The organism is Photobacterium sp. (assembly GCF_033720175.1).
Taxonomy (GTDB): Bacteria; Pseudomonadota; Gammaproteobacteria; order Enterobacterales; family Vibrionaceae; genus Photobacterium.
Genome location: NZ_JAWWDA010000023.1, coordinates 36,280 through 59,377 on the forward strand (window position 1 = coordinate 36,280; position 23,098 = coordinate 59,377).

20 protein-coding genes and 2 tRNA genes are annotated in these 23,098 nt (G+C 48.9%); 2 read left to right on the forward strand and 20 right to left on the reverse strand.

The annotated features are described in order from the left end of the window. Positions 1–10 precede the first annotated feature (10 nt). The 12 genes from lipA to leuS form a co-directional block, all read right to left on the reverse strand. Complete coding sequence (gene lipA, locus R3289_RS19225) at positions 11–982, reverse strand: lipoyl synthase (protein ID WP_318927486.1); 972 nt, start codon at positions 980–982, stop codon at positions 11–13. Then, positions 983–1,627: a lipoyl(octanoyl) transferase LipB gene (lipB, locus tag R3289_RS19230; protein WP_318927488.1), complete on the reverse strand. Its 645-nt coding sequence runs from the start codon at positions 1,625–1,627 to the stop codon at positions 983–985. Between the two features lie 164 nt (positions 1,628–1,791). Next, positions 1,792–2,070, reverse strand: a complete 279-nt coding sequence (gene ybeD, locus R3289_RS19235; protein WP_318927490.1) for a DUF493 family protein YbeD — start codon at positions 2,068–2,070, stop codon at positions 1,792–1,794. A 214-nt stretch (positions 2,071–2,284) separates the two neighbouring features. After that, positions 2,285–3,460, reverse strand: coding sequence for a serine hydrolase (locus tag R3289_RS19240; protein ID WP_318927491.1), 1,176 nt, complete (start codon positions 3,458–3,460; stop codon positions 2,285–2,287). Positions 3,461–3,663: 203 nt separating this feature from the next. After that, complete coding sequence (locus R3289_RS19245; protein ID WP_318927493.1) at positions 3,664–4,467, reverse strand: septal ring lytic transglycosylase RlpA family protein; 804 nt, start codon at positions 4,465–4,467, stop codon at positions 3,664–3,666. Then, positions 4,468–5,589, reverse strand: a complete 1,122-nt coding sequence (mrdB, locus tag R3289_RS19250; protein ID WP_318927495.1) for a peptidoglycan glycosyltransferase MrdB — start codon at positions 5,587–5,589, stop codon at positions 4,468–4,470. Next, complete coding sequence (gene mrdA, locus R3289_RS19255) at positions 5,586–7,505, reverse strand: penicillin-binding protein 2 (RefSeq protein WP_318927497.1); 1,920 nt, start codon at positions 7,503–7,505, stop codon at positions 5,586–5,588. Before mrdA ends, mrdB begins: the two co-directional genes overlap by 4 nt. A gap of 6 nt (positions 7,506–7,511) precedes the next feature. Next, entirely contained in the window at positions 7,512–7,982 is a 471-nt protein-coding gene (gene rlmH / locus R3289_RS19260; protein ID WP_318927499.1) for a 23S rRNA (pseudouridine(1915)-N(3))-methyltransferase RlmH, read from the reverse strand. A gap of 7 nt (positions 7,983–7,989) precedes the next feature. Then, positions 7,990–8,307 carry a ribosome silencing factor gene (gene rsfS / locus R3289_RS19265; RefSeq protein ID WP_318927501.1) on the reverse strand — a complete coding sequence of 106 codons (318 nt, stop codon included), beginning with the start codon at positions 8,305–8,307 and terminating at the stop codon, positions 7,990–7,992. Between the two features lie 136 nt (positions 8,308–8,443). Beyond that, entirely contained in the window at positions 8,444–9,475 is a 1,032-nt protein-coding gene (holA, locus tag R3289_RS19270; protein ID WP_318927502.1) for a DNA polymerase III subunit delta, read from the reverse strand. After that, positions 9,472–10,182, reverse strand: a complete 711-nt coding sequence (gene lptE, locus R3289_RS19275; protein WP_318927504.1) for an LPS assembly lipoprotein LptE — start codon at positions 10,180–10,182, stop codon at positions 9,472–9,474. The genes holA and lptE overlap by 4 nt, the downstream gene beginning before the upstream one ends. 173 nt (positions 10,183–10,355) lie before the next feature. Next, a complete protein-coding gene (gene leuS, locus R3289_RS19280) occupies positions 10,356–12,932 on the reverse strand; it encodes a leucine--tRNA ligase (RefSeq protein WP_318927506.1) in 2,577 nt (858 codons plus the stop codon). A gap of 295 nt (positions 12,933–13,227) precedes the next feature. On the opposite strand from leuS, the gene R3289_RS19285 reads away from it, so the two are divergent. Beyond that, on the forward strand, positions 13,228–13,710 hold the full coding sequence (locus tag R3289_RS19285) for a zinc ribbon-containing protein (RefSeq protein WP_318927507.1): 483 nt from the start codon (positions 13,228–13,230) through the stop codon (positions 13,708–13,710). A 55-nt stretch (positions 13,711–13,765) separates the two neighbouring features. Here R3289_RS19285 and R3289_RS19290 read toward each other — a convergent pair whose 3' ends face one another. From R3289_RS19290 to miaB, 6 genes are all read right to left on the reverse strand, one after another. Further along, on the reverse strand, positions 13,766–15,328 hold the full coding sequence (locus R3289_RS19290; protein WP_318927508.1) for a S8 family serine peptidase: 1,563 nt from the start codon (positions 15,326–15,328) through the stop codon (positions 13,766–13,768). A gap of 323 nt (positions 15,329–15,651) precedes the next feature. Next, a complete protein-coding gene (lnt, locus tag R3289_RS19295) occupies positions 15,652–17,205 on the reverse strand; it encodes an apolipoprotein N-acyltransferase (protein ID WP_318927515.1) in 1,554 nt (517 codons plus the stop codon). A 2-nt stretch (positions 17,206–17,207) separates the two neighbouring features. Then, positions 17,208–18,080, reverse strand: coding sequence for a CNNM family magnesium/cobalt transport protein CorC (corC, locus tag R3289_RS19300; protein WP_318927510.1), 873 nt, complete (start codon positions 18,078–18,080; stop codon positions 17,208–17,210). A gap of 94 nt (positions 18,081–18,174) precedes the next feature. Continuing rightward, positions 18,175–18,639 (reverse strand): rRNA maturation RNase YbeY, encoded by a 465-nt coding sequence (ybeY, locus tag R3289_RS19305; protein ID WP_318927511.1) that lies wholly within the window; start codon positions 18,637–18,639, stop codon positions 18,175–18,177. After that, positions 18,639–19,766: a PhoH family protein gene (locus R3289_RS19310; RefSeq protein WP_318927516.1), complete on the reverse strand. Its 1,128-nt coding sequence runs from the start codon at positions 19,764–19,766 to the stop codon at positions 18,639–18,641. The genes ybeY and R3289_RS19310 overlap by 1 nt, the downstream gene beginning before the upstream one ends. Before the next feature lie 98 nt (positions 19,767–19,864). Next, complete coding sequence (gene miaB, locus R3289_RS19315) at positions 19,865–21,289, reverse strand: tRNA (N6-isopentenyl adenosine(37)-C2)-methylthiotransferase MiaB (protein WP_318927512.1); 1,425 nt, start codon at positions 21,287–21,289, stop codon at positions 19,865–19,867. 247 nt (positions 21,290–21,536) lie between these two features. Here miaB and R3289_RS19320 point away from each other — a divergent pair, with 247 nt between their 5' ends. Further along, positions 21,537–22,697, forward strand: a complete 1,161-nt coding sequence (locus tag R3289_RS19320) for a 2-octaprenyl-3-methyl-6-methoxy-1,4-benzoquinol hydroxylase (protein WP_318927513.1) — start codon at positions 21,537–21,539, stop codon at positions 22,695–22,697. Positions 22,698–22,851: 154 nt separating this feature from the next. Here the strand turns inward: R3289_RS19320 and R3289_RS19325 are convergent. Together R3289_RS19325 and R3289_RS19330 are read right to left on the reverse strand one after the other, a co-directional pair. Then, positions 22,852–22,936: transfer RNA gene (locus R3289_RS19325), tRNA-Leu, on the reverse strand. Positions 22,937–22,984: 48 nt separating this feature from the next. Beyond that, positions 22,985–23,059, reverse strand: a tRNA-Gln gene (locus tag R3289_RS19330). Positions 23,060–23,098: the final 39 nt, after the last annotated feature.

The following is a 23,098-nucleotide window of genomic DNA, read 5'->3' on the forward strand; positions in this document are numbered from 1 at the left end:
AAACTAGAAACTACTTAATCTCAATACCTTTTGCCTGCAGGTCGGCATGGTAAGAAGAGCGTACAAATGGACCACATGCAGCGTGAGTAAAGCCCAGCTCTAAGGCAATTTCTTTTAGTTCATCAAACTCTGATGGCGGAACATAACGTTCGACCGGCAGGTGATGACGGCTTGGTGCCAGGTATTGTCCCAGAGTCAGCATGGTAACACCATGTGCACGTAAGTCTTTCAAGACCTGAACGATCTCTTCTTTGGTTTCTCCCAGACCCATCATCACACCTGATTTGGTCGGGATCTCCGGGTGCATTTCCTTGAATTTCTTCAGCAGATCCAGAGACCACTGATAGTTAGCGCCCGGACGCGCTCTACGGTACAGCCGAGGGGCGGTTTCAAGGTTATGGTTAAAGACATCCGGCGGATTATCACGCAGGATCTCGAGTGCATTATCCATCCGTCCACGGAAATCTGGCACCAGTGTTTCAATTCGAATATCAGGGTTTTTCTGTCGAATTTCACGGGTACAGTCAGCAAAATGCTGGGCACCGCCATCTCGAAGGTCATCGCGGTCTACAGACGTAACCACGACGTATTTAAGCTTCATATCTGAGATGGTTTGAGCGAGCTGTACCGGCTCTTCTGCACTTGGCGGCAGCGGTCGGCCATGGGCAACATCGCAGAATGGGCACCGGCGAGTACAAATGGCGCCCAGGATCATAAAGGTTGCCGTACCGTGGTTAAAGCATTCAGCCAGGTTAGGGCAAGAAGCCTCTTCGCAAACAGAGTTGAGATTATTCTTACGCATAGCAGCTTTAATTTCTTGGATACGTTTGCTGTCTGATGGCAGCTTAATTTTCATCCATGCAGGCTTGCGTAATACGTCTTTGGGGGCCGCCTCTTCTGCAACATGACGTACAGGGATCAGAGCCATCTTGTCGGCGTCACGGTATTTGACACCCTGTTCGATTTTTATTGGTTTGCTCATTTAACTGCTCTCCGTTATCCACTCAATGCTCTGGTAATCGAGCAATTTTGTCAACTCTTCAACAAGTACAGGCTGAACTTCCAGTAATTCAGAAGGGCCATTCAACAAGGACAACTGCGTCATTTCCATGCCAGCATAACCACAAGGGTTAATGCGCAGAAATGGTGTCAGATCCATATTGATATTGAGCGCCAGGCCATGAAAAGAGCAGCCACGCCTGATACGTAACCCGAGTGAACAAATCTTCTTATTGTCGACATACACACCTGGGGCATCTGGACGGGCATTAGACTCTACCCCAAAATGGGACAGGGTATTAATGACGGTATTTTCAATATGTGTAACCAGTTCACGCACACCCAATTTGATCCTTCTCAGATCAATCAGGATATAAGCGACTTGCTGGCCCGGGCCATGATAGGTTACCTGCCCGCCACGATCGCTTTGTACCACAGGGATGTCACCGGTATGCAACAAGTGCTCTGCTTTACCGGCCTGCCCCTGAGTAAAGACAGGGTTGTGTTCAACCAGCCAGATTTCATCCGGCGTTTGTGGTGAACGTTGATCGGTAAACGTCTGCATAGCCTGCCAGGTTTGTTCGTAATCCCGTCGGCCAAGGTTTCGAATGATGAGATTTTTTTGCAATTTATCACACCCATATGGTAACCAGGCAAAGCCTGAATGAACGAATCCAGCATAACATACCGCATAGGGCAAAGCTTCTGGGGGATTATAAAGCTTGGCGGCTGAATTATCAGCCGCCAATTTTGTAGGGGTATTCGTTTACTTGATCTTTCGCGAACCCAGGCTCAGAGTACCACGCGAACGATGTCGATATCGCCAAGCTCTGCATATAGCGTCTCTACCTGCTCGATAGAAGTCGCGGTAATGGTCACTGAAACGGCACTGTAAGTGCCTTTGCCACTTGGCTTAACCGTTGGCGAATAGTCGCCTGGCGCGTGGCGCTGGATGACTTCTACAACCAGATCAGGTAATTCTGGTTTATTGAACCCCATTACCTTGTAGGAGAACTTACAAGGGAATTCAAGTAGGTCTTTTAGTTTTGGTTGCGTTTGTTGCTGTTGCATTCTGAACTCCAGGGGTCCGCATTCGGTATGACTGAATGTAATATCTGGCTGATTATTGTCTGTGGGTACGTAACCACTCAGATTGATATTAGGCGAGCATAGTAATGTGTCAGTAACCAGAAAACAAGTATCGGGGGAAACAGGTTGTAGGACAGTGTGTAAAGAAAAAGGCGACCATTGTGGTCGCCTTTGTACGGAACTGTGTGGGATTTGATTAACTTAACCAGCTTTTAAACAGCATCATGATGTAGTCAATCAAGCGGCTGAAAATCCCGCCTTCATTGACATCGTTAAGAGCGAGTAGTGGATATTCAGCGATATCTTCTTCGCCAACACGATAATATAGTTTTCCTACCACATCGCCTTTCGCGATGGGTGCCTTCAACTCTTTTTCAAGAATAAAGCTGGCTTTTAAGTCTTTTGTCTGGCCGCGAGGCAAAGTGACAAAGGTATCTGCACTGACGCCCAGTGACACTTCATCAATGTCACCCATCCAGACTTTTTCTGTCACAAACGTTTCGTTAGCTTTGTGTGGCGAAACTGTTTCGAAGAAACGGAAGCCATAGTTAAGAAGCTTCTTACTTTCGGCTTTACGGGAATTGGCACTTTGGGTTCCCATTACCACGGCAACCAGGCGCATTCGACCTTCAGTTGCGGTGCTTACCAGGCTATAGCCGGCATTGTCGGTATGACCTGTTTTCATGCCGTCAACATTTAAGCTGTTATCCCATAGCAGGCCGTTGCGGTTGTACTGGGTTATACTGTTGTACGTGAATGACTTCTCTTTATAGATAGCAAACTCGTCTGGTACATCTCGGATCAGAGCCTGACCAAGCAGGGCCATATCATACGGTGTGGTGTACAGGCTATTATTATCAAGGCCATGAACATTGGCGAAATGGGTGGAGTCCATACCAATGGTTTTCGCCCATGCGTTCATCAGATCAACAAAGGAATCTTCTGATCCGGCGACGTGCTCAGCCATCGCCACACATGCATCGTTACCCGACTGGATAATGATACCGCGGTTCAGATCGGCGACTTTGACCTCACTGCCGACTTCGATGAACATTTTCGAAGAGCCAGGGAAATTCTTTGCCCAGGCATTTTTGCTGATGACAACAGTGTCATCCAGGGAAATATTGCCACGTTTAATTTCTTGGCCGATGACGTAACTGGTCATCATTTTGGTAAGACTGGCTGGCGGTATTTTATCGTTAGCTTTGTTACCAGCCAGGATTTTACCTGAATGGTAATCCATCAACACATAGCCTTTTGCGGCAATTTGAGGTGGATCAGGCACCACAGCGGGTGCAGCGACTGCAGAAGCAGAGACCAGCATCAACGCCGAGATGGCTAAAGTTCGGGAAGTTGCAGCAAATTTATTCATGATTGTTGTAACTTAATTTGTCGATTACAAAAAACTGTACACACTATATCAGATTGAAAATTCTGAACCAGTTGAGAAAGGGCGAGATGTCGAAATCTTGACATTAATTATCACCGAGATTGAATTGTTTGAGACATTGTTATTCCTAAACCGTATCACTGACTGTTGTGTATGATAGTCGATAGCTATTTGACCCGTATTTTCTATTTCGGTTCCAACTCTCGTTGAGTTGTGATGATAAACGCTTTCGGATAGTTATTTGCTTTCGCTTTATCCCGGATCTCAATTGCTTCATCACGATCAAGGTAAGGGCCTAACCGTACCCGATAGACAGCAGCTGACTCGGCTTTTTTTAGATCCACCGGCGTGGCAAAGGTTTCCGCCAATTTATCGGCTACCAGCCGGGCTTTATTTTCATTGCTTACTGCAGCTAACTGCACGTAGTAATAATTAGGATTTGCTGTTTGCCATTCATCGGGTGAGGCAGGTTTCGCCACCTGGATCAATTCTATTTTGACGGGGGCGGTACCGTCTTTGATGACGTCCAGTTTAGATGCCGCAGCCATGCTTAAGTCGATGATCCTACCATTATGAAACGGGCCCCGGTCGTTAACCCTGACGATGGCTGTTTTCCCGTTTTTCTGATTGGTCACTTTGACATAACTCGGCAAAGGCAGGGTTTTATGGGCTGCTGTCATCGAGTACATGTCATAGATTTCACCGTTTGAGGTCTTATGGCCATGAAACTTCTTGCCGTACCAGGAAGCATGCCCTTCTTGGGTGAAGCCTTCCTGGTTGGTCACGATCGTGTAATCTTGATCGCGCAAGGTGTAATTTTTATTGCCTGCCAGGCTAATGGGCTCATAGCGAGGCTGGGCGTCTTCAATATGCTCCAGAGTCGGTGAATTCTCCGGAGCCGCATCGTCAGCGATATCGTAGCGTTCTTTGCTTGGCGCTGAGCTACAGCCGGCTAGCAGTAATAAAAAAAGAAAGGATAATGCACGCATTTAGGTCGCCTTCGACAACATTTTTCTATGAGTATGAATAGACATTAGAATGCCAAAACCAGCCATCAGGGTCACCATGGATGTCCCGCCGTAACTTATTAAAGGTAGTGGTACCCCAACAACAGGTAATATGCCGCTTACCATGCCAATATTAACAAAAATGTAAACGAAGAAGCTCAGAACGATACTGCCGGCCATCATTCGGCCAAAGGCCGTTTGGGCACGGCTGGCCAGCAGTAATCCCCGGCCGATAATAAACAGGTAGATGGCCAGCAGGCAAGCGACACCGGCTAATCCCCATTCCTCCGCAATCACGGCGAAGATAAAGTCAGTGTGGCGCTCGGGTAAGAATTCAAGTTGTGATTGTGTGCCGTGGAGCCAGCCTTTCCCGGCGATTCCGCCTGAGCCGATGGCTATTTTGGATTGAATAATATGATAACCCGCGCCCAATGGATCGGACTCTGGATTAAACAGGGTCAGTACGCGGGTGCGCTGGTAGTCGCGCATTAAGAAAAACCACAAGACCGGAATAAATGCCCCGAGCAGAACCGCGGCGGCTGTGATGATCCGCCAGCTAATGCCTGACAGGAACAGAACGAAAATACCGGATGCGGCAATCAGAATGGATGTGCCTAAATCCGGTTGTTTGGCGATCAGGATCGTCGGTACAAAGATCATCATCAATGCCACGACAATGTTGCGGAAACTTGGCGGCAGCGGTTTATTACCAATGAACCGAGCGACCATTAAGGGCACGGCCAGCTTGATCAGCTCTGACGGCTGGAAACGGACAAAACCGAGGTTAAGCCAACGCTGCGCTCCTTTTGATGCTTCGCCAAATACCAGTACGCCAAGCAACAGTATCAATCCGATCCCGAACAAGTAAGGTGCCCAGGCTTCATAATGACGCGGAGCGACTTGGGCTAAGATAAACATGATGCCAAGGGACAAACACATACGAACAGCCTGCCGTTCCATCATTGGCAGGCTCTGGCCGCTGGCACTGTACATTACCAATAAGCCGAAGCCCATCAGGGCCAAAATACCTAATAGTAGCGGCATGTCCAGATGTAAGCGGTCACTGAGGGAGCGTTTATTCCCTGTTGTAGCCATCACACTCATTGATTTACCTCGGCTAACTGGGGTTTCAGTAATATATGGTCGAAAATCTTACGTGCCACCGGGCCACCATTGGATGAACCGCCTCCGGCATTTTCCAGAACCATTGATACCACGATTTCTGGGGCTTCAAAAGGAGCGAAAGCGGTAAACAATGCGTGATCTCGCAGGTGTTCTTCCAGCTCTTCAGCGTTATATTTCTGATCTTTAGCTAAACCGAATACCTGAGCAGATCCCGACTTCCCCCCCGCCTGGTAAGGGGCGCCGTAGAATGCTCGCCTTGCGGTGCCTCGGGTACCGTAAAGTACGCGATGCATACCTTCTTTGGCAATATCCCAATGCTTTTGTTCGACACCGGAAATTGGCGGATATTCATCGAAGACGGCTGGTGTCTCGCTTTCATCCTCAATAATGTTTTTTAACAAATGAGGCGGACGCACAATACCGTTGTTAACCAGTACCGTGGTTGCCTTGGCAATCTGTAATGGCGTCGATGTCCAGTAGCCTTGTCCGATACCGACAGGAATGGTATCACCCTGGTACCAAGGCTGACGAAAACGGGCTTGTTTCCATTCACGGGTCGGCATATTGGCTTTACTCTCTTCGTGGATATCGATACCGGTGTATTCACCGAAGCCGAATTTAGCCATCCAGCTCGACAGGCGATCAATGCCCAAATCGTAAGCTATCTGGTAGAAGAAAGTATCAACGGATTCTTCAATCGCTTTATCTATATTGACTTTGCCGTGCCCCCAGCGTTTCCAGTCACGGAACGGACGGCTATTGGAGTTTGGTATTTTCCAAAATCCCGGATCGTTTCGGGTGGTTCGCGGGGTGATCACCCCTTCAGTCAGTGCGGCGACAGAGATCATCGGTTTAATGGTTGATGCTGGCGGGTAAATACCCAGTGTGGCCCGGTTAACCAGCGGGCGGTTTATATTATTAAGCAGCTGATTGTATTGTTTGTTGGAGATACCATGAACAAACAGATTCGGATCATAGCTCGGGCTGGACACCATGGCCAATACGGCCGAATCGCGAGGATCCAGAACCACCACAGAACCGCGCTTATAGGTGATAGCTTCTTCACCGGTATCGGGATCTTGTTTTCGTTCGGTCAGCAGTTCTCTCACATACAGCTGTAACTCAATGTCGATATTGAGCTTGATATCTTTACCTGGAATTGGCGGGACGTATTTCAGGGTGCGAATAATACGACCACGGCTATTGACTTCGACTTCCTGATAGCCGGATGTACCATGAAGCAGCTCTTCATAGTATTTTTCGATCCCTAGCTTGCCGATATCCCGTGTGGCTTTGTAGTTGCTGATTTTTTCTTCTCGTTCCAAGCGCAGGAGATCACGGTCGTTGATTTTAGCAACATAGCCTAAAACGTGAGTGAGCGAGTCACCGTAAGGATAATGGCGCTTGAGGTAGGCTTTGACTTCTACCCCGGGGAATTTGTGCTGATTGACAGAAAACAGCGCAACTTGCTGTTCCGATAACTGATTTAGAATTGAGACAGATTTAAAGCGGCGGCTGCGTCGGCGCTCATTCTTAAAGCTTTCAATCTCCTCGGCAGTGATCCCCAGCAGAGATTGCAGGCGAGCAAAAGTATCTTCGAGATCCGATACTTTTTCGGTGGTTATTTCGAGGGCGTAAATCGGGCGATTTTCGGCCAGCAGTACACCGCTGCGGTCGTAAATCAGGCCGCGGTTAGGGGCGACCGGGACAATTTTGATTCGGTTGTCGTTAGAGCGCGTTTGATAGTCGGCATGTTGGTTGACCTGAATGTGATACAGGTTGGTAAGCAGTACACCGACCAGTACCACGATGCCGATAAATGAGACAAGAGCCCGGCGAAAAAAGAGTGCCGACTCAGCCCGATGGTCGCGGATCTGGGTTCGCTTTTGTCTCATTGACACTTATTCCCTGTGATAAGGATGATTGGCGGTGATACTCCACGCGCGGTATAAACTTTCGGCCATTACAACCCGTACTAACGGATGTGGTAGCGTTAACGGAGATAAAGACCAGCTTTGCTCTGCCGCGGCCTTACATGCCGGGGACAGTCCTTCCGGACCGCCGATCAGAATGGACACATCACGTCCATCGAGCTTCCAGCTGTCAAGTTGCTGGGCTAATTGCTCGGTATCCCAGCGTTTTCCCGGAATATCCAAGGTGACAATTCGGTTACCTTTAGCCACAGCGGCTAACATGGCTTCGCCTTCTTTTTGTAAGATGCGAGCAATGTCAGCATTTTTCCCCCGTTTTCCGGCAGAAATCTCAATTAACTCCAGTGGCATATCTTTAGGGAAGCGACGGCTATATTCTTTATAACCGTCTTCGACCCATTTTGGCATCTTAGTGCCCACAGCAATCAGTTGAAGCTTCATGGTTGGTTTAGCTCCAAAGCTTCTCCAGCTGGTAGAGTTCACGCGTTTCTTGCTGCATCACGTGCAGCATTACGCTGCCCATATCAACAATCACCCATTCAGCATCATCTTCACCGCTGATACCAAAAGGAGGGTAGTCAATCAATTTAGACTCTTTGTCGACATTATCGGCAATAGAAGCCACATGGCGGTTAGATGTACCGGTACAGACAACCATCAAATCGGTGATGCTTGATTTACCGCGTACGTCCAGTGTCACTATGTCCTGAGCTTTCATATCGTCAATTTTATTTACAATAAAGTCGTGTAGTTCTTGAACCTGCAAAGGTATCCCCTCATTTGAGTGAAATATGAAAATAATTCAGTGGCCAGATAGATCTGAGTCACAATTTAGCGGCGCAGTATATCACTCGCGATAAAGTCATTAAAAGCTTTATACCGATTGGTCGTCGATAGCATTGTTAAAATTTAGCCATTGTTGTATGGGTCGGGATACCACACATTTCAGCACATAATGCACTTAACGCTGGCCAGGGATTGCTGTCAAAATCCGTTTTCACTTGTACTTCGAGCAAGGCTAATCGCTGCAGGAGCTGGATCAATGTTGCCAGCGGCAACCGATGTAATGCGCCAATAAAGATTTCGCGGCGGCTTTGCCACACTCTGAACTGTTCAAAAATGATGTTCAGAGGGGTTCCTTTCTTGCCCATTTCCTGCATTTTGTACAGCTGGGTTAATTCACGCTGTAGGGTGCGCAGTAAGATGGTGGCTTCCACCCCTTCGCCTTCCAACTGTCTTAATATCCGTTGGCTGCGCTTGGCCTGGCCCGCAAGCAGGGCATCAACCAATTGAAATGGCGTGTAGTGATTATGGCGGCTCAGGGCCTCTTCCAAGCGTAAAACAGTCAGTTCACCATCAGGATAGATCAATATGAGTTTCTGCAAGCTTTGAGCCAGCGCAAATAAGTTGCCTTCGTGCCACTGTGCCAGCATAAGTACGGATTCATGATCGGGCTTTAAGCCTAATGACTGACAGCGGGCTTGAATAAAACGCGGTAAATGGCGCGGATCCGGTGTGTTACATGGAATATAAAGGCCGGTATCTGCTAAGGGCTTAAACCATTTTGCACTTTCTTGCTTTTTATTCAGCCGAGGACCATGCAGCAGTAATAAAATATCGCGGTGTAAACTGGCCGTGACTTCCTGCAGGGCTTTGGCCTGGGTGGGATTAAGACCAGAGTCCGGAATTTCAAGCTCAATAATCTGTTGATCGGAGAACAGACTCATTGCATTGCAGCAATCGAGAACCTGATTCCAGTCCAACTGGTTATCAATGGTGAAGGCATGCCGCTCAGTGAAGCCGGCTTGTTGAGCGTGGTGTTTGATTTGGTCGCCACATTCTTGCTTGATCAGTGGCTCGTTGCCGAAAAGAAGGAAAGCCTGACGCAGCCCTTTTGCCAGTTGCTGCGACAGTTGTTCTGGGTAGATTCTCATTCCGTTTTGTTGTCTAAGTGATTGTTGTCTAATTGTGTGTTGTCCGCGTCGTTAAATAACGCCTTGGCAGCTTGGGTATCTTCTACCGCCTCTGTGGTGATGCTCGTCGATCCTTCTGATGTCGTATCGAGCGTGTCTGCCTCGCTATGCATCCCGGTATCCAGATCAGCTTGGAACTCTTCTTCGGCCACTTTGTTGAGCACTGCCGTTAAGCGGGCAAGCTGACGCATGATTTGTTGTGCGGCCTGTTTGCGCATAACATCTTCAAGCTCATCCTGTTCAACCGATTTTGCCAGGGCTGTGAGTGGGTTATCCAAAAAGGTCCGAGTGACTTTGGTGGTGAATGTCTGTGCGCCTTTTTCTGGCACAACGACTCGATAGTTAACCGTGTAGATAAGTTCATACTCAGCTTTACCACTGTTCTGGTACAGCGATAAGGTACGCTCACCCGTTGATTCACCGATCAAATGCAGGTTTGGGACGGTGGCCGCGGGTGGAACCGATTCAATGCCATGCAGTTCAAACTGCGACTCGACAAGACGGGTCAGCTGACCATATTTATCAAAGCTGGTGAGGGACAGTTTGGCGATATCGTCAGGCAGCATATAGTTGCCACGAAGGTGAAAACCACAAGAAGCAGTGGCAAGGGCCAGTACTGCAACAAACACGGTTCGGATGGCGCTTGGTAGGGGAAATAAAGCTTTCACCGAGTCAGCTCCTGGAAAAAGTAAGTGAAAACTGATCGATTGCAATAATGACCGTCTCAATGAAGACAAAAGCTGCCATTACAGGTTCAATCAATAGCGCGGCAGAAAGATCCCCGCCTGAGCGGGGATCATATCTTAAGGCTTTTTAGTTGTTACTCTTGTTTACGTGAAAGCTAGTTGGCAACAATGTTGAGTAGCTTACCTGGAACGTAAATCACTTTACGGATGGTTGCCTCTGCGGTGAACTTGGTCACACGCTCATCGTTTAGCGCAAGCTCCTCAACTTGTTCTTTGGTTGCATCTGCCGCTACGGTCAGTTTGGCACGTAGCTTACCGTTAACCTGAACAATGATTAGCTTCTCGTCTTCAACAAGTGCCTTCTCGTCAGCAACCGGCCATACCGCGTGATCAATGTCAGTCTCGCCTAACGCTTCCCACATTTCAAAACAAATGTGCGGGGTCATCGGGTAGAGCATTGTCACGATAGCTTTCAGTGCTTCATCAAGCAGCGCGCGATCTTGTGCTGATTCTTGAGGGGCCTTTGCCAGCTTGTTCATCAGCTCCATGATTGCAGCAATTGCAGTGTTGAACGTTTGGCGACGGCCAATATCATCACTTACCTTGGCGATAGTCTTGTGGACATCACGGCGTAGTGCTTTCTGATCTGAAGACAGAGCAGCAACGTCTACCGCTTCTGCTGCACCTTTTGAAGCGTGCTCATTAACCAGCTTCCATACACGTTTGAGGAAGCGGTTTGCACCTTCAACGCCAGATTCCTGCCATTCAAGGGTCATATCTGCAGGCGCTGCAAACATCATGAACAGCCGCACGGTATCTGCACCGTATTTGTCGACCATTTCTTGCGGATCGATACCGTTGTTCTTCGACTTAGACATTTTGATCATGCCTGAGTGAGCAACTTCGCGGCCCTGGTCATCAACGGCTTTCTCGATACGGCCTTTTGCGTCACGCTCAATAGTCACGTCAGTTGGAGCAATCCACTCTTTCGTTCCCTTGTCGTTGGTATGGTAAAATGCATCTGCCAGTACCATGCCCTGACAAAGTAGCTGCTTGAACGGCTCGTCCGACGTCACATAGCCTGCATCACGTAGCAATTTGTGGAAGAAGCGCGAGTACAGCAGGTGCATACAAGCGTGCTCGATGCCACCGATGTACTGATCTACTGGCAGCCAGTAGTTTGCTTTTTCCGGATCCAGGATGTCGTCAGCTTGTGGTGAACAGTAACGCGCGTAGTACCAAGATGATTCCATAAAGGTATCAAAGGTATCGGTTTCGCGAAGTGCCGGCTCGCCATTGAATGTTGTTTCAGCCCATGACTTGTCTGCCTTGATTGGGCTTGTTACGCCATCCATTACCACATCTTCAGGTAGGATCACGGGTAGCTGATCGGCGGGTACCGGGTGAACTTGACCGTCAGCTGTTGTGACCATTGGGATAGGTGCGCCCCAGTAACGCTGACGAGAAACCCCCCAGTCGCGTAGACGGAAGTTAACGGTCTTCTTACCTTTACCTTCCGCTTCAAGCTTGGCTGCAATGGCATCAAAAGCAGCCTGGAAGCTAAGGCCATCAAACTCGCCAGAGCCGAACAATACCCCTTTTTCGGTGTAAGCCGCTTCAGAGACATCGAGATCACTACCGTCTTCTGGCTTGATAACCGGAACGATATCAAGACCGTACTTGGTTGCGAATTCGAAATCACGCTGATCGTGCGCCGGAACGGCCATAACAGCGCCTGTGCCGTAATCCATTAATACGAAGTTAGCGACGAAAACAGGCACTTCACGTCCATTAAGAGGGTGGATAGCTCTTAAGCCTGTATCCATACCTTTCTTTTCCATTGTCGCAAGTTCAGCTTCAGCAACTTTGGTGTTACGACATTCATCAACGAATGCAGCAAGGTCTGGATTGCTGGCGGCCGCTTTTTCAGCCAGCGGGTGACCGGCAGCGATACCGACGTAGGTCACGCCCATCAAAGTATCTGGACGCGTGGTATAGACTTCTAGTGGGGCATCTTCGCCATTAACGGCGAAAGAGAGCTCAACACCTTCCGAGCGACCAATCCAGTTGCGCTGCATGGTTTTCACCATCTCAGGCCAACCGTCAAGGTTGTCTAGATCGTCAAGTAGCTCTTGTGCGTACTCGGTGATTTTAATGAACCACTGTGGAATTTTCTTTTGTTCTACCGGGGTATCACAGCGCCAGCAGCAACCATCTTCAACCTGCTCATTTGCCAGAACGGTCTGGTCATTCGGGCACCAGTTAACAGACGACGTTTTCTTATATACCAGGCCTTTGTTATAAAGCTTAGTGAAGAACTCTTGTTCCCAACGGTAGTACTCAGGGGTACAGGTGGCGAATTCACGATTCCAGTCGTAGCCAAAGCCCAGCAATTTAAGCTGGTTTTTCATGTACTCAATGTTTTCATAAGTCCATGGTGCTGGCGCGGTATTGTTTTTGACTGCCGCATTTTCTGCTGGCAGGCCAAATGCATCCCAACCAATTGGTTGCATTACATTTTTACCTTGCAGGCGCTGGTAGCGAGAAACAACATCACCGATGGTGTAGTTACGAACGTGACCCATGTGAAGTCGACCACTTGGGTACGGGAACATGGAGAGACAGTAGAATTTTTCTTTATTAGGGTCTTCACTTACAACAAAGGTCTTGTTGTTGTCCCAATGTTCTTGAACTTTCTGTTCAATGTCCTGCGGGCGATATTGTTCTTGCATCGATGACATCCAGGATTTTGTGAGTTGAGTACAAACACAGTCAATATAATCGACATAGAATAACTAAAGGTAAAGGTGTCAACAATAGCTGAGGCCAATTCGGAGTATTAATTGTTGGTTTTAGCCGGAAGTTTGCGGTGTACCTGTCGATAATCAGCCTATGATTACCTTATATACCTAAGTGATCTCAAGATGCGCGTTTCAGCTAGCTTGGGTAGAGGGGGCACCGTTCGTATCAAAACATTGAGTGTGTAATGGCTTAATACGGTGGGGATTATTGGTATGGAGGTGATTCATGGCTAAGCAAAAAAAGGAATATGAAGCGCTGCTGGAGCAAATTACGGAAACCCTGAAGCATAGTCCGGAAGAGCTTAAGCACTGGGGTGAAATCACGGCAAAGTACCGTCAGGCTGCCAGCGACATGACCAAGGATGAATGGGCCCTGATTTCGGCTTACTTAAAACGAGATTTGGAAGAGTTCGGACGGAATGTCAGGGAGAGTCCCGAACCTTTCTCGGAAAGCCCATTTTATAAGTTGGTGTCTGAATCCATCTGGGAGGGATTAGCGGAAATTACCGATAAAACGCAGCTTGAATGGCGTGAAGTGATGGACGATCTTCAGCATCAGGGGGTCTATCAGGCCGGTGAAATTGTCGGCTTAGGAAACCTGGTATGTGAAAAGTGTGGCCACCATGAAATCTACACCCATGCGAAACGTATTGAACCCTGTTCTAAGTGCGGTCACGTTCAGTTTACTCGTCAGCCGTTATCCCCTTAAAACAGAGCAACCATATTAAATTAAACAGCGGGCCGGAAGGCCCGCTGTTGGGAGGTTACTTACATTGGCCTAGCAGAGTCCAGACTCCCCAATCGGCAGCGTTATCTGCTGGTGACTGGTTCTGGTTCCACCATTTTGCTTGGTAAGCGGTGCCGTTTTGCCGGGCTTGTTCTCCTTCCAGGTACACATTGCCCGCAGACCATACGGATAAACCGCTGCAATCTACGGTGCCCGGTTGTGGGTTAGGCCCAGGTGCTGGCTTAATCCCTTTCACGCGCTGTAAAGCCGCGAAGGTGTCGGTAATACCTGCGCCGCAGTTTGTAGTGTTACAGGTACTCCCTGCCGGAAAGGGGCGCGCCGTTTCCGTTATATACTGCTCGATTTGATCCGGTGTCAGGCTGGTATCCAATGAGTACATCAGAGCGGCGATACCGGCAACGTGCGGGGCAGCCATGCTGGTGCCCATGGAGTGTTTATAGGTATGCAGATCGGCCTGTCTTGTCCCTGAGTTGTGGGTTGACAGAATACCTCCGGAACGGCCGCCACCAGGAGCAGCAATATCGATCATGGAGCCGTAGTTGGAATAGAAGGCTCGGTCGCCTGTCTTATTGTTGGAGGCGACCGAGATGACACCTTGGCAGTTGCCGGGAGTAAAGCCGCGCACATTCTGGTTGTCATTACCGGCGGCCACAACGACAGCAGCCCCTTTGGTTCGGACGTCATTGATTGCCTGTTGGTAGGTGATGCCACATGCCCCTTTTCCACCCAGGCTGAGGTTCAGAACTTTCGCCGGATAAGGGTTAGCAGGTGTTCCTACAACCGGTAGGCCTGCTGCCCAGCGCATACCGTCGGTAATGTCAGAGGTGTAGCCACCGCAAGCGCCCAGTACACGTACTGGTACAATGCTGGTTGACCAGGCAACGCCAGTGACACCCTGACCGTTATTGCCCTCGGCGGCAACGGTTCCGGCGACATGGGTACCATGCCAGGAAGAATTTCTGTCGCGTGGCGGGTAGTTTTGACCGCATTGTCCTGCAACTAGCCAATCCCCTTCATCTGTCGCATCGGCATCTCGACCATCGCCATCACGCGCTGCTGCAGCATTCTTGATAAAGTCATAGCCAGGTAACAGATTGTTCATCAGGTCGGGGTGTTCGGGCTGTATGCCGGTGTCAATTACGGCGACGATAACATCGGAACCGCCGGTGGTGAGGTCCCACGCTTTAGGTAGATTGATCCCGCTGACCGATGAGGAATAGTGCCATTGTTTGACGTACTCGGGATCATTTGGGATTGCGGTCGGCCACATGATCCGGTCGGGCTCGGCATATTCAATATTGGGGTTTTGATTCAGTTGCTCGATAACCGCTTTGAGGTCGCTTTGAGCGGGTACTTTTAGAATATGGGTGTCGTTAGCACTGGGTCGGACATACTGTACATCGGCATCAACCATTTGCTGCAATTGAGTGGCGCTGTTGCTGGCCGATACTTCGGCAAGCATCATTGGACTGTCGGTACGGTATTTGACGATGATCTGATCGGTTAGAGGCTCGTTGTTTTGAGCGAAAACTGGGCTGCTGGCGATTAGCACAGCCAGCGCGGTAGGTATGATTCTCATCTTTCGTCCTTGGTTAATTATTATTGTGAGGTAGGTAGTTGTTCAAATTCAACTTTTCACAATTAATAGTTGTTGTGCAGACGGAACAATGAGAATTCGGGGGGAGATCTAAAAAAGAATTTTCTATTTCAAAAGGTTAACTTGAAAACGCGACATACGGCAGGGTTATATTTCGGTGTCAATAGATTGCCCTGGTCGATACTTCTGCATTTGTGTCTATTGAGCAATGCTTTATGTCGGTAAGAGGTCGTCAAACAGATTGTCGTTAAAGGGAGTATGCAAAAAAGGCGAATGGTTAATCTTCGCCTTTTTAATTTCAATTTCTATTTAGTCTCTTGCGGTCGATTATCCCGGAATCCCCCTTCACGGCGCCTTATCAGGATCGCTGACAGTGTCAGCGACCACAGCACGTAAAAATACAAAGGCCAGTTGCCCAGCGTTGTATAAGGTGTCAGCCCTTCAGTCAGTGTTACCGTTGCTCTTAATACAGCCGTTTCAAATTGAGGCAGCTGGTCGGTTATTTGGCCTGTATGGTCGACAATAGCGGTTACACCGGTGTTGGTTGCCCTCAGCAGGGGTTTGCCAAGTTCCAGAGCGCGCATCTGAGCGATTTCCATATGCTGGAATGGCCCTATCGAGGTGCCAAACCAGGCATCATTAGAGAGGGTCAGTAGTAGATCAGTATCAATGTTCACATTTTGTCTGACTTGTTCGCTGAAGGCGATTTCGTAGCACAAGGCTGGTGCAATGGAGTACCCGTTAGCTTCGAGGTTTGGCTGAACGAAGTCACCGCGACTGAATGAAGACATCGGCAAGTTAAAAAGCGGTGCGATAGGGCGCAACAGATCACCAAACGGGACAAATTCACCGAAAGGCAATAAGTGGTGCTTGCTGTAACGGGTGGCTTTATCGTACTGATATGGACCGTCGGTATTGATCCCTAGTGCAAGAATATTATTAAAATATTCGCCGCCTTCTTTTTGGTCGAGAACACCGGTGATGACGGTGCTGTTATTACTGCGCGCAGCACTGTCGAGGTTCTGTAAAAAGGTTGGCAAGTGCGCTTCTAAGGCCGGGATTGCCGCTTCAGGCCAGACAATCAGATCCGCATCCCAGTTCTCGCGGCTGAGATCGGTGTATTTCATCAGGGTCGGCCAGCGCTGGCTGGGCAGCCACTTGAGCTCTTGCGGTACATTGCCCTGAATTAGGGCGACCTCAACATTTTTTTCGGGATCGGAGCTGACCCACTGAACGGAACCCGCCAGCCAGATCAGTCCCGTGAGCATAGCCGGAACCAGCAAGGGCCTCCAGTTACGACTACACCCGGCCGCGACAAAACCACCACAGCCCAAGACCAGTGCCAGGGTGATCCCCTGAACGCCCAATACAGGGGCAATGGCTGCTAACGGGCTGTTGATTTGGCCGTAGCCCATCCATAACCAGGGAAACCCTGTGAATGCCCATCCTCGGAGCCAGTCCAGCAACAGCCAGATCACCGGCCCGCTTAACAGCAGCTGGTGGAAGGGACGATTGCGGTTAAAGCGGTTATACAAGGCGCCGAAAGCGGCGGGATATAAGGCCAGGTAGCTGATCAGTGACAGCATTAAAAAGAGGCTGGCAATCTTTGGCATTCCGCCAAAGGTGTCAATGCTGACATGTACCCAGCTGATCCCGGTGGCGAATAGCCCTAAACCCCATAAAAAACCGATTAAACCTGAGCGCTTAGTGCTCTGGTTTTGCAATAACCCGAGAAATAAAACAATAGAGACCGGGGCCAGCAGCCAGTAGTTATAGGGTGCAAATGAGAGTGTGGCGAGTGCACCGGCCGGAACGGCCAGAAACAGCCGTCCCAACGAGTGGAATGATTTTTTTGTCATCATTAAGGAGTGGTTGTCGGTTGATGCGCTTCGTGGGGAACCGTTACCTGTAATTGGATAATCCGGCGGTTATCGGCAGAAGTCACCTTAAAGGAATAACCATCTAACTCTACAATTTCACCGCGGGAAGGTAAATGGCCAAAGCTGGTCATCACGAGGCCACCGATGGTATCCACTTCCTCATCACTGAACGTGGTTTGGAATAAATTGTTAAAGTCTTCAATGGTTGCCAGTGCTTTTACCGCATAGGTATGTTTACTTAACTGACGAATATCCTCTTCTTCCTCGTCGTCGAATTCGTCCTCGATTTCGCCAACGATTTGTTCAAGAATATCTTCAATGGTGATGACCCCTGACACCCCGCCAAATTCATCAACAACGATAGCCATGTGATAGCGCTCTTCTCGGAACTCTTTCAGCAGGCGATCGACGCGCTTACTTTCCGGCACAACAACCGCCGGACGCAGCACTTTTTCCATGTCGAATGGCTCACTTGTCGGTAGCAGGTAGCGCAGCAAATCTTTCGCCAGCAGAATACCTTCGACATGATCCTTGTCATCACTGATAACAGGGTAACGTGAGTGTTGGGCGTCAACAATTAAATCAATCAGATCTTCTAACTTCTGAGAACGTTCAATGGTTGTGATCTGAGATCGCGGGATCATGATGTCACGAACACGCATCTCTGATATTTCCATCACACCTTCGAGCATGTCTCGGGTGTCGTGATCAATCAGATCGTTTTCTTCCGAGTCACGGAATACTTCGACCAACTCTTCGCGATTTTGTGGTTCGCCTTGAAACAGTTGACCGATACGTTCAAAGAAGGACTTTCTACTCGGACCTTCAGAATTTTGGGGGTTATCTTCGTTCATTAGTTATCAGCAAAGTGTTTTCTTTGTTAGTTAAGTGGAATCATCCACGAAAATGTTGCACGTCAATACAAACGGGCAACGGCTATCTGTGATGTTACAGTTTTTCTTCGGCATACGGATCGGTAAAACCCATCTTTACCATAATTTCCGTTTCCAAAGACTCCATCTCTTCTGCTTCATCGTCTTCTATATGATCATAACCTAGCAGATGAAGACTGCCGTGTACAACCATATGTGCCCAATGGGCATTTAGCGGTTTATTCTGTTCAGCCGCTTCTTTTTCAACAACCTGACGACAAATAATTAAGTCGCCTAGCAGATCCAGCTCTATTCCAGGAGGGGCATCAAATGGAAAAGATAATACATTGGTTGATTTATCTTTGCCGCGATACTCATGGTTTAACGCATGGCTTTCTTCTTCGTCAACTAAACGAATGGTGACTTCTGCATCAGCTTGAAATGGTGTGACGGCGGCGTCTAACCAGCACTGGAACTCAACCTCGCTAGGCAGGCCTTCTTGGCTTTCTGTGGCGTGTTGCAGATCTAGATAAATTGCCATTAGTTACTCTGTTCTGTTTTAGCCTGGTTGGGCGTAGCTTGGGTTACTGTCGGCTGTGCTAGCTGTTCGTCAAGATGACTACGTTGTTCACGGTGCCTTTGTTCAGTCAGTTTCTTTTGTTTCTGATCTTCGTTTTCCCAGATTTCATAAGCGTGAACGATACGTGCGACAACGGGGTGGCGTACGACATCATCGGCCAGGAAAAAGTTGAAGCTTATTTCATCGACATCGGCCAGTACTTCAATGGCATGACGAAGGCCTGAACGTGCCCCCCGCGGTAAATCAATCTGGGTCACGTCACCGGTGATCACGGCGCGTGAATTAAAGCCGATACGGGTCAGGAACATTTTCATCTGTTCTACCGTGGTATTCTGACTTTCATCCAAAATGATAAAGGCATCATTTAAGGTGCGCCCGCGCATATATGCTAATGGAGCCACTTCAATAACGTTTCGTTCAATTAATTTTTCGACTCGTTCAAAACCGAGCATTTCAAACAATGCATCGTAGAGCGGACGCAGGTACGGATCGACTTTCTGGCTTAAATCACCAGGCAGGAAGCCGAGTTTTTCTCCGGCTTCAACCGCTGGACGAGTCAGTAGAATACGGCGGACTTCCTGACGCTCCAGTGCATCGACGGCGGCAGCAACGGCAAGATAGGTTTTACCGGTTCCGGCAGGGCCGACACCAAAGGTGATGTCGTGGGTCACCATGTTGGCAATGTACTGAGCCTGGTTCGGCGTCCGCGGCTTGATCAACCCTTTTTTGGTTTTGATGTGGATCTCTTTGCCGTAAGGAATAGAAGACTCTGTGCTTTGCTCTAAAACACCCGACTCTTTGATCGCTAAATGGATTTGATCCGGCTCAATATCCGGGGTGGTTGTGTTTGCCGACCCACTGCGAACCGGGGCGGTATCGACATACAGGTTTTTGATGATTTCGGCTGTCGGTCGGGCGGTATGGGGCAGCCCGACAACACTGAAGCTGTTGCTACGGTGGTTGATTTCAACCCCCAGACGACGCTCTAATTGTTTGATATTATCGTCGAAAGGGCCACAAAGACTGGAAAGGCGCTGGTTGTCGGCGGGTTCCAGATTAAACTCTACAGTGATAATTTTACTCAAGATTTGCCTCTCATTGAGGTCGCCCGGCGAGCGGGCAACCATATTTTTCAGGGCATGCGTCCTACTGGTTATGTTCAGACATACGTTAGACGCAGGTCTTACTACGGAGTATATACGCCAACACCCAATTCATCTTCTTTACGTGCTTTGTCCATCACCTCTGCCGGTGATATCGCAACACGAAGGTTCATTTCGGCTTCTGTACGTACCAGCTCTCCGCGCAGAGAGTTGGTGAACACGTCAGTGATCTTCACATCAACAAACTGGCCGATGAGATCGGCCGAGCCTTCAAAGTTGACCACTCGGCTGTTTTCAGTCCGGCCACGAAGCTCCATGATGTTCTTTTTCGAAGGACCTTCAACCAGAATACGCTGCTCAGTACCAAGCATTTGGCGCGAGTAACGCATTGCCTGAGTATTGATCTGTTGTTGCAGTTCATACAAGCGTTGTTTTTTCACCTCTTCTGGCAGATCACACGGATAATCCGCTGCCGGCGTACCTGGACGCGCAGAGAAGATAAAGCTGAAGCTCATATCAAAATCAATCTCACGGATTAGCTTCATGGTGTCCTGGAAGTCCTGATCGCTCTCTCCCGGGAAAGCAACAATAAAGTCAGAACTGATCGTAATGCCCGGACGCGCTTTCACCAGCTTGCGGATTTTTGACTTGTACTCAAGGGCCGTATGCGGACGCTTCATCATTGTCAGAATACGGTCTGAACCACTTTGCACCGGCAGGTGAAGGAAGCTAACCAGCTCAGGCGTGTCTTTGTAGACTTCAATAATATCGTCAGTGAACTCGATAGGGTGACTGGTGGTATAACGAATACGGTCGATACCATCAATTGCAGCCACTAAACGGAGCAGCTCGGCAAACGTGGCGATTTCACCTTCATAGGTATTACCACGGTAGGCATTGACGTTTTGGCCAAGAAGGTTGACTTCGCGAACACCTTGTTCAGCAAGCTGTGCAACTTCGTACAGTACGTCATCGAGTGGACGGCTGACTTCTTCTCCGCGAGTATAAGGTACTACACAGTAGGTACAGTATTTTGAACAACCTTCCATGATCGATACAAATGCGGTTGCACCATCAGCACGGGGCTCGGGCAGGTTATCGAACTTCTCAATCTCAGGGAAAGAAATATCCATAACCGGCGAGTGAGTAGATTGAGAATCCTTAATCATCTGTGGCAGGCGGTGCAGGGTTTGCGGGCCAAAAATAACGTCAACAAATGGCGCACGCTTGCGAATTGAATCGCCTTCCTGAGTTGCTACACAGCCACCGACGCCTATCACAAGATCAGGCTTTTTATCTTTTAATGTTTTCCAGCGACCTAGCTGGTGGAAAACTTTCTCTTGTGCCTTTTCACGGATAGAGCAGGTGTTAAGCAGCAGAACATCTGCTTCTTCTGGAACTTCCGTAAGCTCGAAGCCATTGGCAGCATTAAGAAGATCGGCCATTTTTGATGAATCGTATTCGTTCATCTGGCAGCCCCAGGTTTTAATCAGCAGTTTCTTAGCCATGTCTAACTCTTCGCTCGTAGTGTTTATTCATTGCATTCAACATTGCATCTAGCGTTGTGTTGCTATTGGTAACTGTGCTCTCTGTGGCCGTTACCAATAGCAAGCCGCATATTGTACTGCTTTACGTTCTGTCTGACTAGATCATCACCACCCCGAATAAAATGTGGTTATGGAGATATCCCGCTTTCCCTTAGAATAAATAGACAGTCGAGGTAGAATAGCGACAGCCAAACAAAGAGATATGAGCATGGAACAGTTTGATGTAGTGATTGCCGGTGGTGGTATGGTGGGTGCCGCGACCGCATTGGGGTTAGCACAGCAAGGGCTGACCGTCGCCGTTTTAGAAGGACAGGCTCCGGAATCGTTTGACCGACAGCAAGCGATGGATCTGCGTGTCTCGGCCATCTCCCCCCATTCTGTCGCCTTACTGACGCGCCTCGGCGCGTGGGACAGCATCATGCAGATGCGAGTCTGCCCGTTCAAGCGTCTGGAAACCTGGGATCAGCCAGAATGCCGTATCCGGTTTAATGCCGACGAGATGAAGATGGAACGGCTGGGCTTCATTGTTGAGAACCGGGTTATTCAGCTTGGACTGTGGCAACAATTTTCGTCTTACCCCAACTTAACCTTATTGTGTCCGGCACGTATGGTTCACTCAAATACCTGTGAAAAGGGTTATCAGGTCGAGCTGGATGATGGTCGCCAGATACAGACTACGTTATTAGTGGGGGCCGATGGGGCGAATTCACAGGTTCGTCAGCAAGCAGGAATTGGGGTCACAGCCTGGGACTATCGCCAGCACTGCATGCTCATCAATGTAGAAACCGAGTTGCCGCAACAAGATATTACCTGGCAATGGTTTACCCCTCGCGGCCCTCGCTCGTTCTTACCGCTGCCGGGCCATCAGGGTTCGCTGGTCTGGTATGACAGCCCTAAGCGAATTAAACAGTTAAGCTCAATGTCTCAGCAGCAGTTGCAAGCGGAGGTTGAAACGCATTTCCCTGCCGATCTAGGGGGCGTCAAGGTACTCAATTGGGGAAGTTTTCCGCTAACCCGCCGTCATGCTCAGCGCTATTTTAAACCCGGCGTCGTTTTACTGGGGGATGCCGCCCATACCATCAATCCGTTAGCCGGCCAGGGCGTTAACCTTGGTTTTAAAGATGTCGATGCATTGCTGCATGAAATAGAAAAAGCCGGAAAAGAGTGGGCCCGAACATCGGTACTGCAAGCGTATGAATGTCGTCGTCGTCCTGACAACCTGCTGATGCAAGGCGGGATGGACGTATTCTACGCCACCTTCAGCAACTCGTTATTCCCGATCACGCTAATCCGCAATATTGGCCTCAAAGTAGCCGAGCATACCGGACCGATAAAAAAACAGGTACTGAAATACGCGATGGGAATGTAATACGTTGTGAAAGAAAAAGAAAAAGCCGAATGTCATAAAACATTCGGCTTAACAACCAGAGAGATACGATCATTTTTTAGGTTGTAAAAACGTTTTTGCTGCCATAATTATACAGCAGACAAAAGAAAACCCACCAAAGGTGGGTTTCTAGAGATGGTGCGGAAGGAGAGACTTGAACTCTCACACCTTGCGGCGCCAGAACCTAAATCTGGTGCGTCTACCAATTCCGCCACTTCCGCATACTTATCGTACTCAACTGAAAACCAGTCAGAACGCAAAGTAAAATATGGCAGGGCTACCTGGATTCGAACCAGGGGATGGCGGCATCAAAAGCCGCTGCCTTACCGCTTGGCGATAGCCCTACAGGTTTTATCTTAAACAGATAAAAGAATAAGTCACAG

Excerpts from the sequence above, each read along its gene's own strand:
- miaB (WP_318927512.1), bottom strand. The coding sequence starts at position 21,289 with ATGGCTAAGAAACTGCTGATTAAAACCTGGGGCTGCCAGATGAACGAA.
- lipA (WP_318927486.1), bottom strand. The coding sequence starts at position 982 with ATGAGCAAACCAATAAAAATCGAACAGGGTGTCAAATACCGTGACGCC.
- R3289_RS19290 (WP_318927508.1), bottom strand. The coding sequence starts at position 15,328 with ATGAGAATCATACCTACCGCGCTGGCTGTGCTAATCGCCAGCAGCCCA.
- mrdA (WP_318927497.1), bottom strand. The coding sequence starts at position 7,505 with ATGAGACAAAAGCGAACCCAGATCCGCGACCATCGGGCTGAGTCGGCA.
- corC (WP_318927510.1), bottom strand. The coding sequence starts at position 18,080 with ATGAACGAAGATAACCCCCAAAATTCTGAAGGTCCGAGTAGAAAGTCC.
- R3289_RS19245 (WP_318927493.1), bottom strand. The coding sequence starts at position 4,467 with ATGCGTGCATTATCCTTTCTTTTTTTATTACTGCTAGCCGGCTGTAGC.
- rlmH (WP_318927499.1), bottom strand. The coding sequence starts at position 7,982 with ATGAAGCTTCAACTGATTGCTGTGGGCACTAAGATGCCAAAATGGGTC.
- R3289_RS19320 (WP_318927513.1), top strand. The coding sequence starts at position 21,537 with ATGGAACAGTTTGATGTAGTGATTGCCGGTGGTGGTATGGTGGGTGCC.
- holA (WP_318927502.1), bottom strand. The coding sequence starts at position 9,475 with ATGAGAATCTACCCAGAACAACTGTCGCAGCAACTGGCAAAAGGGCTG.
- R3289_RS19285 (WP_318927507.1), top strand. The coding sequence starts at position 13,228 with ATGGCTAAGCAAAAAAAGGAATATGAAGCGCTGCTGGAGCAAATTACG.
- mrdB (WP_318927495.1), bottom strand. The coding sequence starts at position 5,589 with ATGAGTGTGATGGCTACAACAGGGAATAAACGCTCCCTCAGTGACCGC.
- leuS (WP_318927506.1), bottom strand. The coding sequence starts at position 12,932 with ATGCAAGAACAATATCGCCCGCAGGACATTGAACAGAAAGTTCAAGAA.
- ybeD (WP_318927490.1), bottom strand. The coding sequence starts at position 2,070 with ATGCAACAGCAACAAACGCAACCAAAACTAAAAGACCTACTTGAATTC.
- R3289_RS19240 (WP_318927491.1), bottom strand. The coding sequence starts at position 3,460 with ATGAATAAATTTGCTGCAACTTCCCGAACTTTAGCCATCTCGGCGTTG.
- lnt (WP_318927515.1), bottom strand. The coding sequence starts at position 17,205 with ATGACAAAAAAATCATTCCACTCGTTGGGACGGCTGTTTCTGGCCGTT.
- ybeY (WP_318927511.1), bottom strand. The coding sequence starts at position 18,639 with ATGGCAATTTATCTAGATCTGCAACACGCCACAGAAAGCCAAGAAGGC.